Here is a 16,001-nt window from a genome sequence, read left to right on the forward strand (position 1 = left end):
CGCGTATAACGAATCGTGCGTGTAGAAGAATCCTTCGCGAAAGATTCGTCAATGGATCGTGCGCGGTGATATCGCGAGCCGTGATCCAGATAGCGAAAGACCCGCCAGTCCGAAGCCGTGAGGGGAGGGGAGCAAACGGACTTCGTAACGCAGGACTGGCGGGTCGTCCCCGATTGTCCAAAAAATCATGCTGCTTTGCAACATCGGGAGGCGGGGCTGCTTTGAAGTGCTAAGGCCTTGATTCACAAAGGCTGCACGAGTCCAAATCACCCTTCAGCAACGCCGCATCCTATGCCGTTCCATCGCCAATGCCTGGCTGCGGCCTGCCGAACACACCACTCAGGGTCGTTGTACGCACCGCCGCAGGGGGAACAGACAGTGACACCGCTCAAGGTGGCGAGTGCTAGGCGCTGGCCGGTGGGCAGACGTGTAGCGCGCACTTGCACCTGCACCTCGGCGATGACGCTCTTCGCCTCGGGCAACAGCCGCGCCGCCTCGTGACAGCGCGGCTGCTTCGCCGTGGTGCCTATTCCGGGTCGAACGCAGAGGGGTTGCCGGACGACGATGCCGCCCCGGCACCCGCGCCGCCAGCGCCGGTCGTCTCGCTGGCGGCCTGCGCCGCTTGGTTGGCGGTACGGTTGGCACGCTTGGTGGCCGCCGTATTGGCGCGGACCTGGGCTTTTAGCGACTCCACCTCGCGCCGCAGGTTTTCCAATTCTTCCTGCTCGGGGATGTTGAGCGTGCGCAGGACACCCTTCACGCGTTCGTCGAAGGCCTTGCCCAGTTTGTCCCAGCCGCGCACCGCGGTATCGCGTGCCTGCTCGAACTGGGTTTCCACCTCTTCGCGCAATTCGTCGACGCTCTCGGCTGCCCTGCGCTGGCCGGTGCGCTCATAGGCGGCGCCCTCGCGTACCAACGAGTCGAACAGCTTGCTGCCTTCGTTCTGCACGCGCCCGAGCGCGCCCAGGCCGGCAAGCCACACGGTCTGAGCCGATTCGCCAAGCCGGCGCGAGATCTGTTCCGCCTGCGCCTGGAAGCCCTGGGCCGCGTTGCCGCGGTTACCGTTCTGATCGTATCCGGTCGTCATGCGATGCTCCTGTAGGTTGCCAACGTGACATTGCATTCACCCTAGTGCCGACCCTGCATCGGGCAGGTGAAACAGTGCCCGATCAGGCGAGCTGAAAGCATCTACCCGCAGGCGCCCGGGCAGGTGACTTGACGCTGAAGCAGCGCAGACCCAGTCGCTCCGTCAGGCCAGTTTCTCGGCCAGCAAGCGACGGATTTCCGATTCCACCATCGGCTGCATCGCCGACAGCAAAAAGCCGAGCTCGGCGGTGACGTGCACTTGCTGCGGGAGCAGCGCGATTGCTCCGTCCACGCCCGCACGTGCGATGCGCAAGGTGTCGCCTTCCCAATGCGAAGCAACGCCGTAGCGATCGGCCAGCTTGCGCGCCGCCTCGTCGATGGCCGCGCGGGCCTGGGCCGGCGTCAAGGAATGGTCGTGGCGGATATCGATGCTGGACATGGGGGCGATGGGTCATGCGAAAAGTGAGGGCGCATTGTGCGCATGCCGGGGCTTGGCTCCAAGTGCGGCCGTGTGCGGTGGTGTTGTCGAGGTCGGAAATGCAGGTCTGCGAGCTGCGCTGCCATGGCGCCTGCTCAGCCGGCAGCAGCGCGGCCCTGGCGCCCGCGCCCGCGATCCAGCACGCTCCGATCAGGACCGATGGCCGCGCATGGGGACAAACCTGCTAGGCTGCGGCCGGTGCGCGACCTGCAAGTTCATTTCACCCACCGGCAGCAGCCGGATCATTCCCTCAAGCCCGGCGTCCACCGGATCGTCCGTCATCCCTCCGGCAGCGTGCGGGTGGTCGGCGATGCGCAGGGCGCGTTGCTGTTGGCGCAGTTTTGCCTGGACCAACGCGGCCTGTGGCTGCAGGTCGCCAACGGAATCCGCGGTATCCACGTCAATGGGCGCCCGGTGCGCCGCATGGCGCTGCTGCGTGCGGGCGATGCGATCTATGCCGATGGCGTGGAAATGCTGTTGCGCAGTGCCCCATCCAGTGCGCCGGCCAACGATATCCACGACGACGCGGCCAGCCTCGGCGAGGTCTGCCTGCTGTTGCGCGGCATAGGCGGCCGCCATCACGGGCGCAGTTTCACCCTGGATCGCGCGCGTCTGGTCGGCAGCGATGCCGCCGCCGATATCGTCATCGACGACCCGGCATTCGCGGCGCAGCACGCGCGTCTGGAACGGCACGGCGACCGTGTGCTGATCCGCGATCTGGGCTCGGAAGAGGGGAGTTGGATCAATGGCGTCCAGGTGCGCGACGGCTGGCTGCAGGCTGGCGATCAGGTCGTGTTCGATGCGCGCCACCGCTTCGTGGTGGAGGTGCCGCGGACGCACCACAGCACCACCTGGGATCTGCCCGATACCGAACCCCTGCCGCCGCCGCGTGCGGCTGCAGAGCCGACGCGCGCACCGGTGAAGGTGGCCCGCTGGCCCTGGTTGCTGCTCAGCGCGGTGTTGCTGGCGGCGGCGTTGAGCGCCTTGCTGTGGTTCGGCGCGCGCTGAGTTTTTTCCAGACGCGCCAGCCCAGCAAGACTCCAAGAATGCCGGCATACAGGGCCGGCTCGCGGATGTCGGATTTCACCAGCCACCAGAAATGCAGCACCGCCAGCAGGCCGATCGGGTAGATCAGCATGTGCAGGCGGCCCCAGTTGCGCTTGAGCCGGCGCATCCACCCCTGGGTGGAGGTGATCGCCAGCGGCATCAGCAACAACCACGCCGCAAACCCCACCGTGATGTAGGGGCGCTTGAGGATCTCCTCGAAAATCTGCGTCCAGAAGCCGTGCAGGTCCAGCGTGAGGTAAGCCGCCAGATGCACGCTGGCGTAGAAGAACGCGTACAGGCCCAGCATGCGGCGGAAGCGGATCACCACGGCCTGCCCGGTAAGTTGGCGCAACGGCGTGATCGCCAGCGTGATCAGCAAGAAACGCAGTGCCCACAGTCCGGTGCGGTGTTCGATCTCGGCCACCGGGTCGGCGCCCAACGCATCGCTGCCGCTTTGCCACACCTGCCAGAATTGCCAGCCGAGCAGGGCGATCGGCGCCAGCGCCGCGGCATGCACCAGGGCCTTGGCGGCGATCACGGAAGTGGATGTCTTGGCCATGCGATCTCGAAGAAGGAAACGAGGCTGAAGCGTAGGAGCGCACTCGGGCGCGACTGGCATGACCAATAAAGCCAGCCGCGCCCGGGCGCGCTCCTATACCGGGTCGATGTCAGAGTGTGCGTTGCCTAGAACCACTTCTTCAGGTCCATCCCCGCATACAGCGAGGCGACCTGCTCGGCGTAGCCATTGAAGGGCTTGGTCGCAATCCGCTCGGCAAACAGCTTGCTGGCGGTACCGGCAATGCGGCGCTCGGTCTTCTGGCTCCAGCGCGGGTGGTCCACAGCCGGATTGACGTTGGAAAAGAAGCCGTATTCGGACGGCTGCAGATCGTGCCAGGCGGTCTCGGGCATTTTTTCGACGAAACGGATTTCCACGATCGACTTGATGCTCTTGAAGCCGTACTTCCACGGCACCACCAGGCGCAATGGCGCGCCGTTCTGTTGCGGCAGCGGCTTGCCGTACAAACCGGTGGCCAGCAGGGTCAGCGGATGCATCGCCTCGTCGATGCGCAGGCCTTCACGATACGGCCAGTTGATCGAACGGTAGCGCACGCCCGGCATCTGTTGCGGGTCGGCCAGGGTGGTGAATGCGACGTACTTGGCCTTGGAGGTCGGCGCGAAGCGCTTGAGTACCTCGCCCAGCGGCACGCCCGTCCACGGGATCACCATCGACCAGCCTTCCACGCAGCGCAGCCGGTAGATCCGTTCTTCCGGCGCGATGCCCTTGAGCAGCTCATCCAGCGACAGGCTGCCGGGCTTCTCGCATTCGCCGCCCACCTTCACTGTCCAAGGCGACAGCTTCAGGGTCTTGGCCGCCTTGGACGGATCGGTCTTGTCGGTACCGAACTCGTAGAAGTTGTTGTAGCTGGTGACGTCTTCCAGCCGGGTCAGTTCCTCGGCCGTGCGAAACCCGCTGCGCGCCTGCGCCGGCGTCACCACGGTCTTGGGGGGCGGGGGCGGGTCGGCCTCGGCACAGCCGGCCACGCCCAGCGCGGGCGTCAACGCAAATAACTGCAGCAGCCGGCGGCGGTCGCGGTAAACGGCCTCATCGGTGATCTCGCTGGACGGCAAGTTGAAAGCATCGCGAAACGACATGGCAGGCTCCGGCAGTGGCTGCAACGTGAGAGTAACGAACCGGGACAAAAGTTCGCCTTGGCACCTGTCTACGTTACGTCAGGCTCAGTCAAAAGGATGCAGCTGCAACTTTTTTGTCCGCTGCCAAGCCCGATGCGCTGCGGCATACTAGAAGGCTAGCTCGACCAAGGTGTGCCATGACACGCGCGTTCAATTTCAGTGCCGGCCCTGCGACATTGCCGGAATCGGTCCTGCGGCAGGCGCAGGCAGAGATGGTCGAGTGGAACGGCGTCGGCGCCTCGATCGTGGAAATCAGCCACCGCAGCGCCGATTTCATGGCGGTGGCCGCTGCTGCCGAAGCCGATCTGCGCAGTTTGTTGTCGATTCCCGACGACTATGCAGTCCTGTTCACCGCCGGTGGCGCCACCACCATTCAGGCGCTGCTGCCGCTGAATTTTGCCGCGCCCGGCCAGGCGGCCGACTACGTGATCACCGGGCATTGGGGCAAGACCGCGATCAAGCAGGCGGCCACGTCCGTGGACGCGCGCATCGCCGCCGACGCGCAGGCCGATGGCTTCGTCGACATTCCCCCTGCGGGCAGCTGGACCCTGTCGCCGCATTCGGCCTATGTGCACATCACCGCCAACGAAACCATCCATGGCGTGGAGTTTCGCGACACGCCGGACGTGGGCACGTTGCCGTTGTTTGCCGACTTCAGTTCGTCGATCGCCTCCGAGCCGCTGGATATTTCGCGCTACGGGCTGATCTACGCCGGCGCACAGAAGAATCTCGGTCCGGTCGGCATTTCCGTGGTGATCGTGCGGCGCGATCTGCTGGAGCGCGCGGGGCAGCCGCGTGCGGACATCTTCAATTACGCCTCGCATGCCGCGCGCGATTCGATGCTCAACACGCCGCCGACCTGGAATTGGTACCTGCTCGGGCTGACCGTGAAGTGGATGCTGGAACAGGGCGGGGTGCAGGAGTTCGCGCGTCGCAATGCCGAGAAGGCCGCGCTGGTGTATGGCGCCATCGACGGCTCCGGCGGCTTCTATCGCAACCTGATCAAACCGGCAGTGCGTTCGCGCATGAACATCCCGTTCTTTCTGCCGGACGAGCAGCTGGATGCGCTGTTCGTCAGCGAATCCAAGGCAGCCGGGTTACTCGCGTTGAAGGGCCACAAGGCGGTCGGTGGCATTCGGGCGTCGCTGTACAACGCGATGCCGGTGGCCGGCGCGCAAGCGCTGGCCGCGTTCATGCACGACTTCCAGCAGCGTCACTGCTGAGTCTTTATCTACCTGCGGCGTCTGCCGCGCAGGCGCATGCGCTGACAGCGCACATGCGCCGCCATTTTTAGGAATGCCCCGCGATGGCCCCCAAGTCCAACAAGCCCACGGCCGCCACAGGCGGCAAGAAAAAGCCGACCAAGACATCGGTGCGTGCTTCAGACAGCAAGCCTGCAAACGCGCCGGCTGAAAAGGCTGCGATCAAGACCGCAGCACCGGTGCTGGCCGATGTGCGTGCCAAGATCGACGAGATCGACCGCAATATCCAGGCGCTGATTGCCGAGCGCGCCAACTTCGCCCATCAGGTCGGCAAGGCCAAGGGCAAGCTTGCAGCGGCGGTGGATTACTACCGCCCCGAGCGCGAGGCGCAGGTGCTGCGCATGGTGGTGGACCGCAACGAAGGCCCGCTCAGCGACGAAGTGCTGGTGCACGTCTACCGCGAAATCATGTCGGCATGCCTGGCCCAGCAGGAGCCGCTGAAGATCGGTTATCTCGGCCCGGAAGGCACCTTCAGCCAGCAGGCGGTGCTCAAGCATTTCGGTCGCTCGGCGGTGGGCTTGCCGATGGCGACCATCGAAGAAGTGTTCCAGGAAGTGGAAGCCGGCAATGCCGATTTCGGCGTCGTGCCGGTGGAAAATTCGGGGCAGGGCACCATCCAGGTCACCCTGGACATGTTCCTGACCTCCAACCTGAAAATCTGCGGCGAAGTCGAGCTGCGCGTGCATCAGTACCTGCTCTCGCGCAACGGTCGGCTGGAAGATATCGAACGCATCTATGCGCATTCGCAATCCTTCGCGCAGACTGCAGGTTGGTTGCGCTCGCATCTGCCCAAGGTGGAGAAGATCGCGGTGTCCAGCAACGCCGAGGGCGCTCGCCGTGCACGCAATGCCGAAGATGCCGCGGCCATCGGCGGCGAAAGCGCAGCGCACGTGTATGGCTTGAAGAAAGTCATCATGAAGTCGATCGAGGACGACGACGACAACACCACGCGTTTCCTGGTGATCGGGCGGCAGATCTTTCCTTCGTCCGGACACGATCGCACTTCGGTGCTGGTGTTCATCCACGACAAGCCGGGTGCGTTGTTCGACGTGCTCAGCCCGTTCGCACGCCACGGCATCAGCATGAACCGCATCGAGTCGCGGCCTTCGCATCAGGCCAAGTGGGAATACGGCTTCTTCATCGATCTGATCGGCCATGTCGAAGACGATGCGATGAAGCAGGCGCTGGCCGAGCTGAAAGCGCACTCAGCACAGATCAAGGTGCTGGGTTCGTATCCGGTGGCCATTCCCTGAGCGTCGACGCTCGCTTCCACAGTCCATGCTGGCGCGCCGCAACCTTGTATTGGCTGCAGCGCCGCAACCTTCTTCAAAGCGCATCGTCAGCGTTGGCGATGCCGTAGCCATCGGATCACATGCATGAGCAGCAGCACGCATCACTGGATCGCCCGACGCGGCACCGCACTGCAGGGCAGCCTGGCCATTCCGGGCGATAAATCGGTTTCGCACCGCGCGGTCATGTTCGCCGCGCTCGCCGACGGCGTTTCGCAGATCGATGGGTTTCTGGAAGGCGAAGACACGCGCTCCACCGCTGCCATTTTCGCCAAGCTGGGCGTGCGCATCGAAACGCCGTCGGCGTCGCGGCGCATCGTGCACGGTGTGGGTGTGGATGGTCTGCAGCCGCCGACCGAGGCACTGGATTGCGGCAATGCCGGCACCGGGATGCGTCTGCTGGCCGGCCTGTTGGCTGCGCAGCGCTTCGACAGCGTGCTGGTGGGAGACGAGTCGTTATCCAAGCGGCCGATGCGGCGCGTGACCGGCCCGCTGGCGCAGATGGGCGCGCGGATCCAGACGCAGGACGACGGCACGCCGCCATTGCACGTGCACGGTGGGCAGGCGCTGCACGGCATCGATTTCGTCTCGCCGGTTGCCAGTGCGCAGGTCAAGTCTGCGGTGCTGCTGGCCGGTCTCTATGCGCAGGGCGAGACCTCGGTGACCGAGCCGCATCCCACCCGCGACTACACCGAACGCATGTTGTCGGCGTTCGGCGTGGAGATCGATTTTTCGCCCGGTCAGGCCCGTTTGCGCGGTGGACAGCGTCTGCGCGCGAAAGATATCGCGGTACCTGCGGATTTTTCGTCGGCTGCGTTCTTCATCGTCGCAGCCAGTGTTGTGCCTGGCTCGGAAGTCGTGCTGCGTGCGGTCGGACTGAATCCACGCCGCACCGGGCTGCTGGCCGCGTTGCGCCTGATGGGCGCGGATATTGGCGAAGAAAACCATGCCGAACACGGCGGTGAGCCGGTCGCCGATCTGCGCGTGCGTTACGCGCCATTGCGTGGCGCGGAGATTCCCGAAGCGCTGGTGCCGGACATGATCGACGAGTTCCCGGCCTTGTTCGTCGCTGCCGCTGCGGCGAGCGGGCAGACCGTGGTGACCGGCGCTGCCGAATTGCGGGTCAAGGAGTCCGACCGCCTGGCGGCGATGGCTACCGGCTTGCGCACGCTCGGCGTGCGGGTCGACGAAACGCCGGATGGTGCCACCATCCACGGCGGCAGTATCGGCAGCGGCGTGATCGAAAGTCACGGCGACCATCGCATCGCCATGGCGTTCGCCATTGCCGGCCAGCTGTCCACGGGCCAGGTGCAGGTGAACGACGTGGCGAACGTGGCGACCTCGTTCCCGGGCTTCGACACCCTGGCACAGGGCGCCGGATTCGGTCTGGAAACCGCCGGGCACCGCTAACGCTTTGTCCGTCGCAGAATTGATTGGATCTCACGGTTCGATTGCTTGGATCTCACGGTTCGCACGGCTGGCATAGGAACGCGGCCGCTCGCGGGGCTGGGGATAGCCCGCATGGTGTAGCGCTTCCACTGCATGCGTGATGTGCCGCTCTTGCATCATTCATCAGCGACACGCTTGCTTGGAGGCGCGACGTGGGTCGAAACCAGGACCGCCGGTGATGTGCAGGCTAGCGCGTGCCCATCCGCAAGGATGCGCAGAACGTTCTGCCGGCGAGTCAGCAGCCAGAAAACGCGCCGCGACTTCTCTCACGTGCCGCAAAGAAGTCGCCGCGCTGCAGATCTTCAACGCTGCGCGGTGAATTCCACCGGCACCTGCACAGTGCTCACCACTGCATGGCCGTCGCGCGTGGCGGGCTCGAAGCGCCACCGACGCAAGCTCTCCATCACCGCTGCATCCAGCCGCGGGTCGTCGCTGCCGCTACGGTCGACGATGGTCACATCGCTGACTCGGCCCTGCACATCCAATTGCAAACGTGCGGTGCGGCTGCCTTGAATGCCGGCGCGTGCCACGCTAACCGGGTAGCTCGGCATTGCGTTGCCCGGAAGCGGCTTGGCCTCAACGCTGCTGACGGCTGGGCGAGCAGGCTGGTGCGCCACCATCGTCATCGCGCGCGGGCCATCGGTCGTCGGCAGGATTTGCCGACTCGCCGCCGGCAGCGGCCGCGTGTCGGTAGCGAACGACTCGTCGCTATGGCGCGCCCACCACCAGCTGGGGACCACGATGAGCAAGGCAACCAGCGTTGCCCACATCCAGGGCGAAGCGCCGTCGCTCGCCACGTCCTGGGGCCGCTCCACGGAGCGCCGGCCGTGTTGCGGTAGCGACGATGGGTGAGCGGATGAAGGATTCGAAGTGACGGACATGGCCGACCTCCTGGCGCATCTGCGGATGACGTGACCAGTCTGGTTGGCGCTACCTGAGGGACAGCTAAGGCGGCCAGCGGATGAAACGCTGGTGCTTGCTGGATGTTCAGCTTAGTCAAGCTGACATTGCGGCGCAGTTAAAACCACATGGTGTGTGTGCTGCGTAGCGTTAACCAAGGCTTGCTGCGCCAGGCTCGGGCACTCGCGATCCGGCGACACGCAACATGCCCGAGGGTTAGTTCCGCTTATTGCGCAGGCTTGAACTCGAATGGGATGTCCATGCTGCCAGCCACCGGCTGGCCATTGCGCTGCGCCGGGTGGAAGCGCCAGTGCCGCACCGCTTCCATCGCAGCACGGTCCAGATCGCGCGAGCCGCTGCGCTGCACCAGGGTCACGCCACCGGGATTGCCGGCGGCATCCACGTCGACCCGCACCACCACATCGCCAGCATCGCCGCGACGCAGCGCAGCCGACGGATAGCGGGGCGGCGGCATCTGGCCCTGGATCGGTACCGGGCGGTCGCCGCCAGCGACCGGCGCGTTGACCGGCGCGGCGCTTCCAGCGGCACCTGGCGCACCGGGTGCCGCATTTTCCGGCAGCGGCGTCGGTGCAGGTGGGGACGGTGGCGCGGTGTCCACGAGGGTGGGTGTTTCAGCTGGCGGCTTGGCCTGCGGCATGTCGCTGGCACCGTCCTGCGCGGGCAACGGCGCCGGCAGCGGCGCGATGGTGTCGTCGGCCTGCGCGCCTGCGGTCGGCTGCGCCGGCGAGGCTTTATAGAAGTCGTCCTTGCGGCCGGTGGCCCAGACCAGCAGGAACAACAGCAGGCCGGCAACGAAGGCGATGCCGGCGATTTTCAGCGTATGGCGGGGCAGACGCAGCACGATAGGGCGATCGGACGCAGGACGGGGCGCGGGCATAGGGCTCACCTGAAGAATCGTCGCAATTCTTGCATAGCCGTAGTGAATCGATCGCAGCAGCTGGCGGAACAGGCGATAATCTCGCGCTATTCCACTGACGCCCATATTCCGATGCTAGATCCGGCCCTGCTTCGCCAACACCCCGCCGACCTTGCCGAGCGCCTGCGCAGCACGCGCAGCTTCTCCCTGGACACTGCGGAACTGGAGTCGCTGGAGAGCGAGCGCAAGCGTATCCAGGTGCGCACGCAGGAACTGCAGAGTCAGCGCAATTCCAAGTCCAAGGCGATCGGGCAGGCCAAGGCCAAGGGCGAAGATGTGGCCGCGCTGATGGCCGAAGTGGCTGGGTTCGGCGATGAGCTTAAGGCGTCCGAAGATCAGCTGGATGCGATTCGCGCCAAGCTCGAGGGCATCGCGCTTGGCCTGCCCAATCTGCCGGCCGAGGATGTGCCGCTTGGCAAGGACGAAAGCGAGAACGTCGAGCAATCGCGTTGGGGCACGCCGCGTCAATTCGATTTCGCCGTCGAGGACCATGTGGAACTCGGCGCGCCGCACGGTTGGCTGGATGGCGAAACGGCAGCCAAATTGTCGGGCGCGCGGTTCACCGTGCTGCGTGGTCCTATCGCGCGTCTGCACCGTGCCTTGGCGCAGTTCATGCTGGACCTGCATGTGGGAGAGCACGGCTACGAAGAAACCAACGTGCCGCTGCTGGTCAATGCCGATTCGATGCGTGGCACCGGTCAGCTGCCGAAATTCGAAGACGATCTGTTCCAGACCGAAGTGGGCGAGTCGCGCCGTTATCTCATCCCCACCTCCGAAGTGCCGCTGACCAACATCGTGCGCGAGGAGATCATCGATGCCGAGCGTCTGCCATTGCGCATGACCGCGCATTCGATGTGTTTCCGCGCCGAAGCCGGCAGCGGTGGCCGCGATACGCGCGGCATGATCCGCCAGCACCAGTTCGAGAAGGTGGAGCTGGTCACCGCCTGCGCGCCGGAAGACAGCGATGCCGAGCATCAGCGCATGACGCGCTGCGCCGAAGTGGTGCTGGAACAACTCGGCCTGCCGTATCGCAAGGTGTTGCTGTGCACCGGCGACATGGGCTTTTCCGCGATCAAGACCTACGATCTGGAGGTCTGGTTGCCGTCGCAGAACACCTATCGCGAAATTTCGTCCTGTTCTAATTGCGGCGATTTCCAGGCGCGGCGCATGCAGGCGCGCTGGCGCAACCCGGTCAGCGGCAAGCCGGAGTTGCTGCACACGCTCAACGGTTCCGGCACTGCCGTGGGCCGCGCGATGATCGCGGTCATGGAGAACTACCAGAACGCCGATGGCTCGATCGATGTGCCGCAGGTGCTGCGTCCGTACATGGGCGGGCTCGAGCGCATCGGCTGAGTGCGGCTGACGGGAAGACGGCGCTCATCACCAGGCGGTGTGGGCGGTGTCCGGTGTGCTTAGAGCATTCGGGCACTGCGGCTGCCCGGCCAGATCCACGTCCATCTTGCGCGCGCGCTGCCCGTTGGTAGCCGCCACAAATGCGAGTGTCGAGTGCCGTGTGCGATTGGCGCACAGCGTTCGGGAGCGCGTGAGTGCGAGCTCCCTGGCTACTGGATACTGACGCGAAAAAAACGGGACCAGCGATGGTCCCGTTTTTCGTTGTCGGCATGTCGCATTCATGACGACCTTTCGACGCGTCAACGCGTCGCTCCCCAGGCTTACGCGCCCACAACAGCCTCTTCTTCCTCACCCAGCCCGGCCAGCGCCGAGGCCAGCGCATCGGCGCGATGCTGCGGCGAATACGCCACGCCCTCTGCACGCACGAAGCTGATGTCGTTAATGCCCAGGAAGCCCAACACCTGGCGCAGATACGGCTCCTGAAAATCGTTGGTCGGCTCGGCATAGATGCCACCACGCGCGCTGGCGATGATGACGCGCTTTCCGCCGGCCAGGCCTTCCGGACCATTGGCGGTGTAATGGAAGGTGCGCCCGGCGACTGCGATGCGATCGATCCAGGCCTTGAGTGTGGAGGGGATGGCGAAGTTGTACATGGGTGCGCCAATCACGATGACGTCGGCCTGCAGGAACTGCTGCATCACCGCTTCGGCGGCCGCGGCCTCTGCCGGATCGGCCTGCGCCAGCGTCTGCGCGCTCAGATGCGGAATCGGGTCGCGGTCGAGGTCGCGATACGCCACGTCCACCTCGGGATGAAGCCGGCGCTGCTGCTCCACGACGGCGGCGCTGAGCACGCGGCTGACGGAATTGGCGCCCAGTGCGCTGGAATCGAGGTGCAGCAGTTTCATGGCAGTGACCTGTGGCAAGCGGCAGCGCCGCGGAGGTGTGCAGGCTAGGTCGTTGCTCTGTTGGAATAAAGGTGATTAAATATCACGTATCGTTCTATCCATGGATACCTGCGCCATGCACGACCTGAATGACCTGTATTACTTTGCGATGGTGGTGGATCACGGTGGCTTTGCCGCTGCCGAGCGCGCGCTTGGCATCCCCAAATCGCGCCTGAGCCGACGCATCAGCCAGCTCGAGACCGACCTGGGCGTGCGCCTGTTGCAGCGCTCCACGCGCCGTTTCGCGGTGACCGACGTCGGCACCAGCGTGCACCGGCATGCGCAAACCATGCTCGCCGAGGCCCAGGCCGCGCGCGAGGTGGTGGATCGTCTCAGCGCCGAGCCGCGCGGTCTTGTACGTGTGAGCGTTCCTGTCTCGCTTGCGCAGATCCAGTTGCCCAAGTTGTTGCCGGAATTCCTGGCCAAGTATCCCAAGGTGCGGCTGCAGCTCAATATCAGCAATCGCCGCGTCGATGTCATCAACGAGGGCTACGACATAGCGCTACGCGTGCGCTCGCGCCTGGACGACGATGGCAGCCTGGTGATGCGCAGCTTCGGCCAGGTGCAGGAACTGCTGGTTGCCAGCCCCAAATACCTGGATCGCGCCGGGCGCCCTAAGGACCCCAGCGAGCTGGCCAACCACACCACCATGAGCACCAGCGAAGACGAAGCGCACCAGCGCTGGGAGCTGCACGGCCCGAACGGCGAAATGCGCCGCGTCGACCTGCAGCCACGCCTGGCCGGCTTTGACTTCCCGCTGCTGCAGTCGATGGCGCGCGACGGCTTCGGCATCACCATGCTGCCGGAAACCGTGTGCGCCGAAGCGGTGCGCAGTGGCGAGCTGGAAGTGGTGTTGCCGCACTGGTCGCTGCCGCAGGGCATCTGCCATGCCGTGTTCGCCTCGCGTCGCGGTTTGCTGCCGGCGGTGCGGGTGTTCATCGACTTCCTGGCCGAACACCTGCCGCAGGAGATCGAACGCTCGCGCCTGGATTGCGGCGGCAATTGCGCCGAGTTAGCGGAAAAGCTCAAGCGTGCCGCCGGCACGGCGCCGCGCTTGGTGGTGGCCGAAGCGGGCTGAGCGTCTGCGGCGAAGCCTGCCAAGGCCTGGGTTGGCCGCGGAGGCTGTCCGGCATATACGTTGGCAGTCCGCTAGCTGCGGGTAGCCAGTTCGCTGCAAATGTTCGGCAGGCTGCCTGTCTGCTCAGGTGTCTTCGGCCGACCGCACCGTGTAGCGGCCGAGCACCATGAGCGGCCCGATACGCTGCGCCAGCCAACTGCGGTAGTGTCACTGAGCAAAACGCGCCCGGGCATGCGAGAATGCGCGCCCGGGAGCGATCCTGGGAAGAATGAGCCGCACAGGATGTTCGTGCGGCGATAGCCAGGGCCACCCGCGCAAGGCGGGGCGCCCGCGTGACATCCGATCCCTTCGGCGGTCACGCGCAGCAGCATCGGAGAGATGGCCGAGCGGTTTAAGGCACCGGTCTTGAAAACCGGCGAAGGGTCAAACCTTCCGTGGGTTCGAATCCCACTCTCTCCGCCAGTCTCTTCCAAGTCATTGATTTTTAATATAAAAATCTGATTTGGTTCGATTGGAAGGCAGGAAGCATGCAGAGGAAACACTCGCATGCGCATCCCTCATCATTTGAGCCGGTCGTCCACTGGCCGCTGGTCGTTCGTCCAACGTGTGCCCATCGATTTGCAAACCGTGATGGGCTGCCGACTTATCAAACGCACCCTGCAAACGAAGGACTTGGCGCAGGCGCATGTGCGTGCGGTGGTGCTGGGGGCGGGCTATGCTCGACTCTTCGCACAGCTGACGGATCAACGTGTGTCCAAGATCAGCAAATCGGACGCTGACCTGCTTATTGCTCGACTGACGAGCGCCGAGAACCTCCAGGAGCTGACGCTCAGCCGTACCCGCCAACCGGATGGGACGGTGACCGAGCAGTGGCAGATCGACAGCCCAAGAGACCTGAAGTTGTATCGCCAGTTGATGGAGCTGGAAGCCAGAGGTGCGGCGACCGCTCAACCGCGGCTCCCAGTTGCCGCGTTCAACACATTCGGAACGTCGCATCAGACCACCCCGGCTCGGCAATCATCTGCGCCGGCTATCGAAACGATGACGCTGGGTAAGGCTCGGGACGCGTTCCTTGCCACCCTCAAGGGTTCGACGCTGCCCAAAACTTTCACGATCAAGAAGACGGCGGTTGAATCCCTGGTGAGCTTCTTGGGGTCGAAGGCAAAGGTCCATGCCATCACTCGCTCAGATTTGGCGCGGTGGTATCAAGACATGCGTGAGAAGGGCGCTTCCACTCCAACGCTCACGAACAAGCAGAGCTACATCGGTGGCAAAGGTGGCTTCTTCGAGTGGGCCATGGCGTCGGGCCACTACCCGAAGGGCGACAATCCGGCCAGTGGCCACGTCAGCTATTCACAGCGTGAGAAGCGGGCCCGGAAGAAGCTCGGTTTCAAAGCCTATGACAGGGCGCAGATCCAGGCCTTGTTCGCGCCCGAAGCCTTGGCCAAGCTGTCAGAGTCCGCGCGCTGGGCGTCGCTGCTTGGACTTTACACGGGAGCGCGGGCCTCGGAAGTTGGCCAGCTTCTGATCAAAGACGTGTTTGAAGAAGACGGCATCCCGTGCATCCGCGTGTCCGACGAGGGCGAGCACCAAAAAGTGAAGACTGAAGTGAGTCTTCGCACGGTTCCCCTCCATCCCGAACTGCTCGAAATGGGCTTCCTTGGGTGGGTTGGTGGAAAGCACAAGGCCGGTGAAACCAGGTTGTTCCCGGCTGCCAAGGCAAATGCCGTGAATGGCCAAGGCAACTGGATCACCAAAGCGTTCAGTCGGCATCTGGCTGAGGTGGGCAAGGGCTGGGAGCCAGCCAAGCGCGGGTTCCATTCGCTCAGGAAGACTTTTATTCAGGAGTTGCAGGGCGCTGGCGTGGTGTCCGAGTTGAGGGCGCAGATCGTCGGTCACGAGCTCGATGACGAGCATCATTCAACCTATAGCCGCGACTTTACAGTGCGTGAAAAGCTGGAGGGCTTGGAGGGATCATCTGCGGGCCTTAGAAGGTTAGGATTTGGTCTCGACTAAAAATCTCAGCCAGGCTTGCTGAGGAATGGAAGGGTTGTGGGTCGAACCTTTGGATCAGAGGATTGCAAGAAATGATACTTATCTGCAGAGTGAAGGGTCTCGATGCTAATGGTCAGTGGACTGTGGATTACGGCGTCCGCGCGGTTAGTTGGTCCACTCCTGGCGTAGTTTACGATGTAGTTGGGGACTTCGATAAGACACATGACACTTTCGGTGGGTTTGCCGTCGTTCCATCGGCGCGCGAAATGGAAGATTGGATTAGTGGTCGTAGCGTTCGATCCCCGCCTGCAACTGAACGAGATCCGCAAGATGTGCGATCAGAGAATGTGAATTTTATAACTTCGTGCATTCCGGAGTATTTCGATAGCGATAATAAAATCGCGGTCTGCTCTCTCCAGATTCTTGATGAGAAAGGAAGGCCGGTCGCTGGCCTGCCTATTTCATACGTGATCTTTAGCCCAGGCTCTAGC

At 64.0% G+C, this 16,001-nt stretch carries 14 protein-coding genes and 1 tRNA gene; 8 read left to right on the forward strand and 7 right to left on the reverse strand.

Going from position 1 to position 16,001, the window contains the following annotated elements; translation table 11 throughout:
- Window positions 1-526 precede the first annotated feature (526 nt).
- Window positions 527-1,087, reverse strand: a complete 561-nt coding sequence (locus tag ACCQ00_RS08495) for a phasin family protein (protein ID WP_039569238.1) — start codon at window positions 1,085-1,087, stop codon at window positions 527-529.
- Between the two features lie 162 nt (window positions 1,088-1,249).
- The gene (locus ACCQ00_RS08500) at window positions 1,250-1,525 is read right to left on the reverse strand and encodes a polyhydroxyalkanoic acid system family protein (RefSeq protein ID WP_017158175.1); all 276 of its coding nucleotides are present in this window, start codon (window positions 1,523-1,525) and stop codon (window positions 1,250-1,252) included.
- Between the two features lie 237 nt (window positions 1,526-1,762).
- Between ACCQ00_RS08500 and ACCQ00_RS08505 the strand changes: the two genes are divergently transcribed.
- Window positions 1,763-2,572, forward strand: a complete 810-nt coding sequence (locus ACCQ00_RS08505; protein ID WP_372354104.1) for an FHA domain-containing protein — start codon at window positions 1,763-1,765, stop codon at window positions 2,570-2,572.
- Here the strand turns inward: ACCQ00_RS08505 and msrQ are convergent.
- Window positions 2,514-3,170: a protein-methionine-sulfoxide reductase heme-binding subunit MsrQ gene (msrQ, locus tag ACCQ00_RS08510; protein ID WP_039569240.1), complete on the reverse strand. Its 657-nt coding sequence runs from the start codon at window positions 3,168-3,170 to the stop codon at window positions 2,514-2,516. The genes ACCQ00_RS08505 and msrQ overlap by 59 nt on opposite strands.
- 125 nt (window positions 3,171-3,295) lie before the next feature.
- Window positions 3,296-4,264 (reverse strand): protein-methionine-sulfoxide reductase catalytic subunit MsrP, encoded by a 969-nt coding sequence (msrP, locus tag ACCQ00_RS08515; RefSeq protein ID WP_017158178.1) that lies wholly within the window; start codon window positions 4,262-4,264, stop codon window positions 3,296-3,298.
- 176 nt (window positions 4,265-4,440) lie between these two features.
- Here msrP and serC point away from each other — a divergent pair, with 176 nt between their 5' ends.
- The 3 genes from serC (at window position 4,441) to aroA (ending at window position 8,264) form a co-directional block, all read left to right on the forward strand.
- The gene (gene serC / locus ACCQ00_RS08520; protein ID WP_372354105.1) at window positions 4,441-5,526 is read left to right on the forward strand and encodes a 3-phosphoserine/phosphohydroxythreonine transaminase; all 1,086 of its coding nucleotides are present in this window, start codon (window positions 4,441-4,443) and stop codon (window positions 5,524-5,526) included.
- An 83-nt stretch (window positions 5,527-5,609) separates the two neighbouring features.
- Entirely contained in the window at window positions 5,610-6,818 is a 1,209-nt protein-coding gene (pheA, locus tag ACCQ00_RS08525) for a prephenate dehydratase (RefSeq protein ID WP_039569244.1), read from the forward strand.
- A 123-nt stretch (window positions 6,819-6,941) separates the two neighbouring features.
- Window positions 6,942-8,264 carry a 3-phosphoshikimate 1-carboxyvinyltransferase gene (aroA, locus tag ACCQ00_RS08530; RefSeq protein WP_039569246.1) on the forward strand — a complete coding sequence of 441 codons (1,323 nt, stop codon included), beginning with the start codon at window positions 6,942-6,944 and terminating at the stop codon, window positions 8,262-8,264.
- A 341-nt stretch (window positions 8,265-8,605) separates the two neighbouring features.
- Here aroA and ACCQ00_RS08535 read toward each other — a convergent pair whose 3' ends face one another.
- Window positions 8,606-9,073, reverse strand: coding sequence for an energy transducer TonB (locus ACCQ00_RS08535; protein ID WP_039569248.1), 468 nt, complete (start codon window positions 9,071-9,073; stop codon window positions 8,606-8,608).
- Between the two features lie 356 nt (window positions 9,074-9,429).
- Window positions 9,430-10,101 carry an energy transducer TonB gene (locus tag ACCQ00_RS08540; RefSeq protein ID WP_017158431.1) on the reverse strand — a complete coding sequence of 224 codons (672 nt, stop codon included), beginning with the start codon at window positions 10,099-10,101 and terminating at the stop codon, window positions 9,430-9,432.
- Between the two features lie 111 nt (window positions 10,102-10,212).
- Between ACCQ00_RS08540 and serS the strand changes: the two genes are divergently transcribed.
- Window positions 10,213-11,493, forward strand: a complete 1,281-nt coding sequence (gene serS / locus ACCQ00_RS08545; protein WP_372354106.1) for a serine--tRNA ligase — start codon at window positions 10,213-10,215, stop codon at window positions 11,491-11,493.
- Between the two features lie 320 nt (window positions 11,494-11,813).
- Here serS and ACCQ00_RS08550 read toward each other — a convergent pair whose 3' ends face one another.
- Window positions 11,814-12,398, reverse strand: a complete 585-nt coding sequence (locus ACCQ00_RS08550) for an FMN-dependent NADH-azoreductase (protein ID WP_039569251.1) — start codon at window positions 12,396-12,398, stop codon at window positions 11,814-11,816.
- Between the two features lie 100 nt (window positions 12,399-12,498).
- Between ACCQ00_RS08550 and ACCQ00_RS08555 the strand changes: the two genes are divergently transcribed.
- The 3 genes from ACCQ00_RS08555 (at window position 12,499) to ACCQ00_RS08565 (ending at window position 15,531) form a co-directional block, all read left to right on the forward strand.
- Entirely contained in the window at window positions 12,499-13,515 is a 1,017-nt protein-coding gene (locus ACCQ00_RS08555; RefSeq protein ID WP_003485786.1) for a LysR family transcriptional regulator, read from the forward strand.
- A gap of 372 nt (window positions 13,516-13,887) precedes the next feature.
- Window positions 13,888-13,977 (forward strand) — tRNA-Ser (locus ACCQ00_RS08560).
- 84 nt (window positions 13,978-14,061) lie between these two features.
- Window positions 14,062-15,531 carry a site-specific integrase gene (locus tag ACCQ00_RS08565; RefSeq protein WP_039569253.1) on the forward strand — a complete coding sequence of 490 codons (1,470 nt, stop codon included), beginning with the start codon at window positions 14,062-14,064 and terminating at the stop codon, window positions 15,529-15,531.
- Window positions 15,532-16,001 lie beyond the last annotated feature (470 nt).

The organism is Xanthomonas sp. NCPPB 3761 (genome assembly GCF_041475705.2).
Lineage (GTDB): Bacteria > Pseudomonadota > Gammaproteobacteria > Xanthomonadales > Xanthomonadaceae > Xanthomonas > Xanthomonas phaseoli.

Excerpts from the sequence above, each read along its gene's own strand:
- msrP (WP_017158178.1), bottom strand. The coding sequence starts at position 4,264 with ATGTCGTTTCGCGATGCTTTCAACTTGCCGTCCAGCGAGATCACCGAT.
- pheA (WP_039569244.1), top strand. The coding sequence starts at position 5,610 with ATGGCCCCCAAGTCCAACAAGCCCACGGCCGCCACAGGCGGCAAGAAA.
- aroA (WP_039569246.1), top strand. The coding sequence starts at position 6,942 with ATGAGCAGCAGCACGCATCACTGGATCGCCCGACGCGGCACCGCACTG.
- ACCQ00_RS08535 (WP_039569248.1), bottom strand. The coding sequence starts at position 9,073 with ATGTGGGCAACGCTGGTTGCCTTGCTCATCGTGGTCCCCAGCTGGTGG.
- ACCQ00_RS08500 (WP_017158175.1), bottom strand. The coding sequence starts at position 1,525 with ATGTCCAGCATCGATATCCGCCACGACCATTCCTTGACGCCGGCCCAG.
- ACCQ00_RS08540 (WP_017158431.1), bottom strand. The coding sequence starts at position 10,101 with ATGCCCGCGCCCCGTCCTGCGTCCGATCGCCCTATCGTGCTGCGTCTG.
- ACCQ00_RS08555 (WP_003485786.1), top strand. The coding sequence starts at position 12,499 with ATGGATACCTGCGCCATGCACGACCTGAATGACCTGTATTACTTTGCG.
- ACCQ00_RS08495 (WP_039569238.1), bottom strand. The coding sequence starts at position 1,087 with ATGACGACCGGATACGATCAGAACGGTAACCGCGGCAACGCGGCCCAG.
- msrQ (WP_039569240.1), bottom strand. The coding sequence starts at position 3,170 with ATGGCCAAGACATCCACTTCCGTGATCGCCGCCAAGGCCCTGGTGCAT.
- ACCQ00_RS08550 (WP_039569251.1), bottom strand. The coding sequence starts at position 12,398 with ATGAAACTGCTGCACCTCGATTCCAGCGCACTGGGCGCCAATTCCGTC.
- ACCQ00_RS08565 (WP_039569253.1), top strand. The coding sequence starts at position 14,062 with ATGCGCATCCCTCATCATTTGAGCCGGTCGTCCACTGGCCGCTGGTCG.
- serS (WP_372354106.1), top strand. The coding sequence starts at position 10,213 with ATGCTAGATCCGGCCCTGCTTCGCCAACACCCCGCCGACCTTGCCGAG.
- serC (WP_372354105.1), top strand. The coding sequence starts at position 4,441 with ATGACACGCGCGTTCAATTTCAGTGCCGGCCCTGCGACATTGCCGGAA.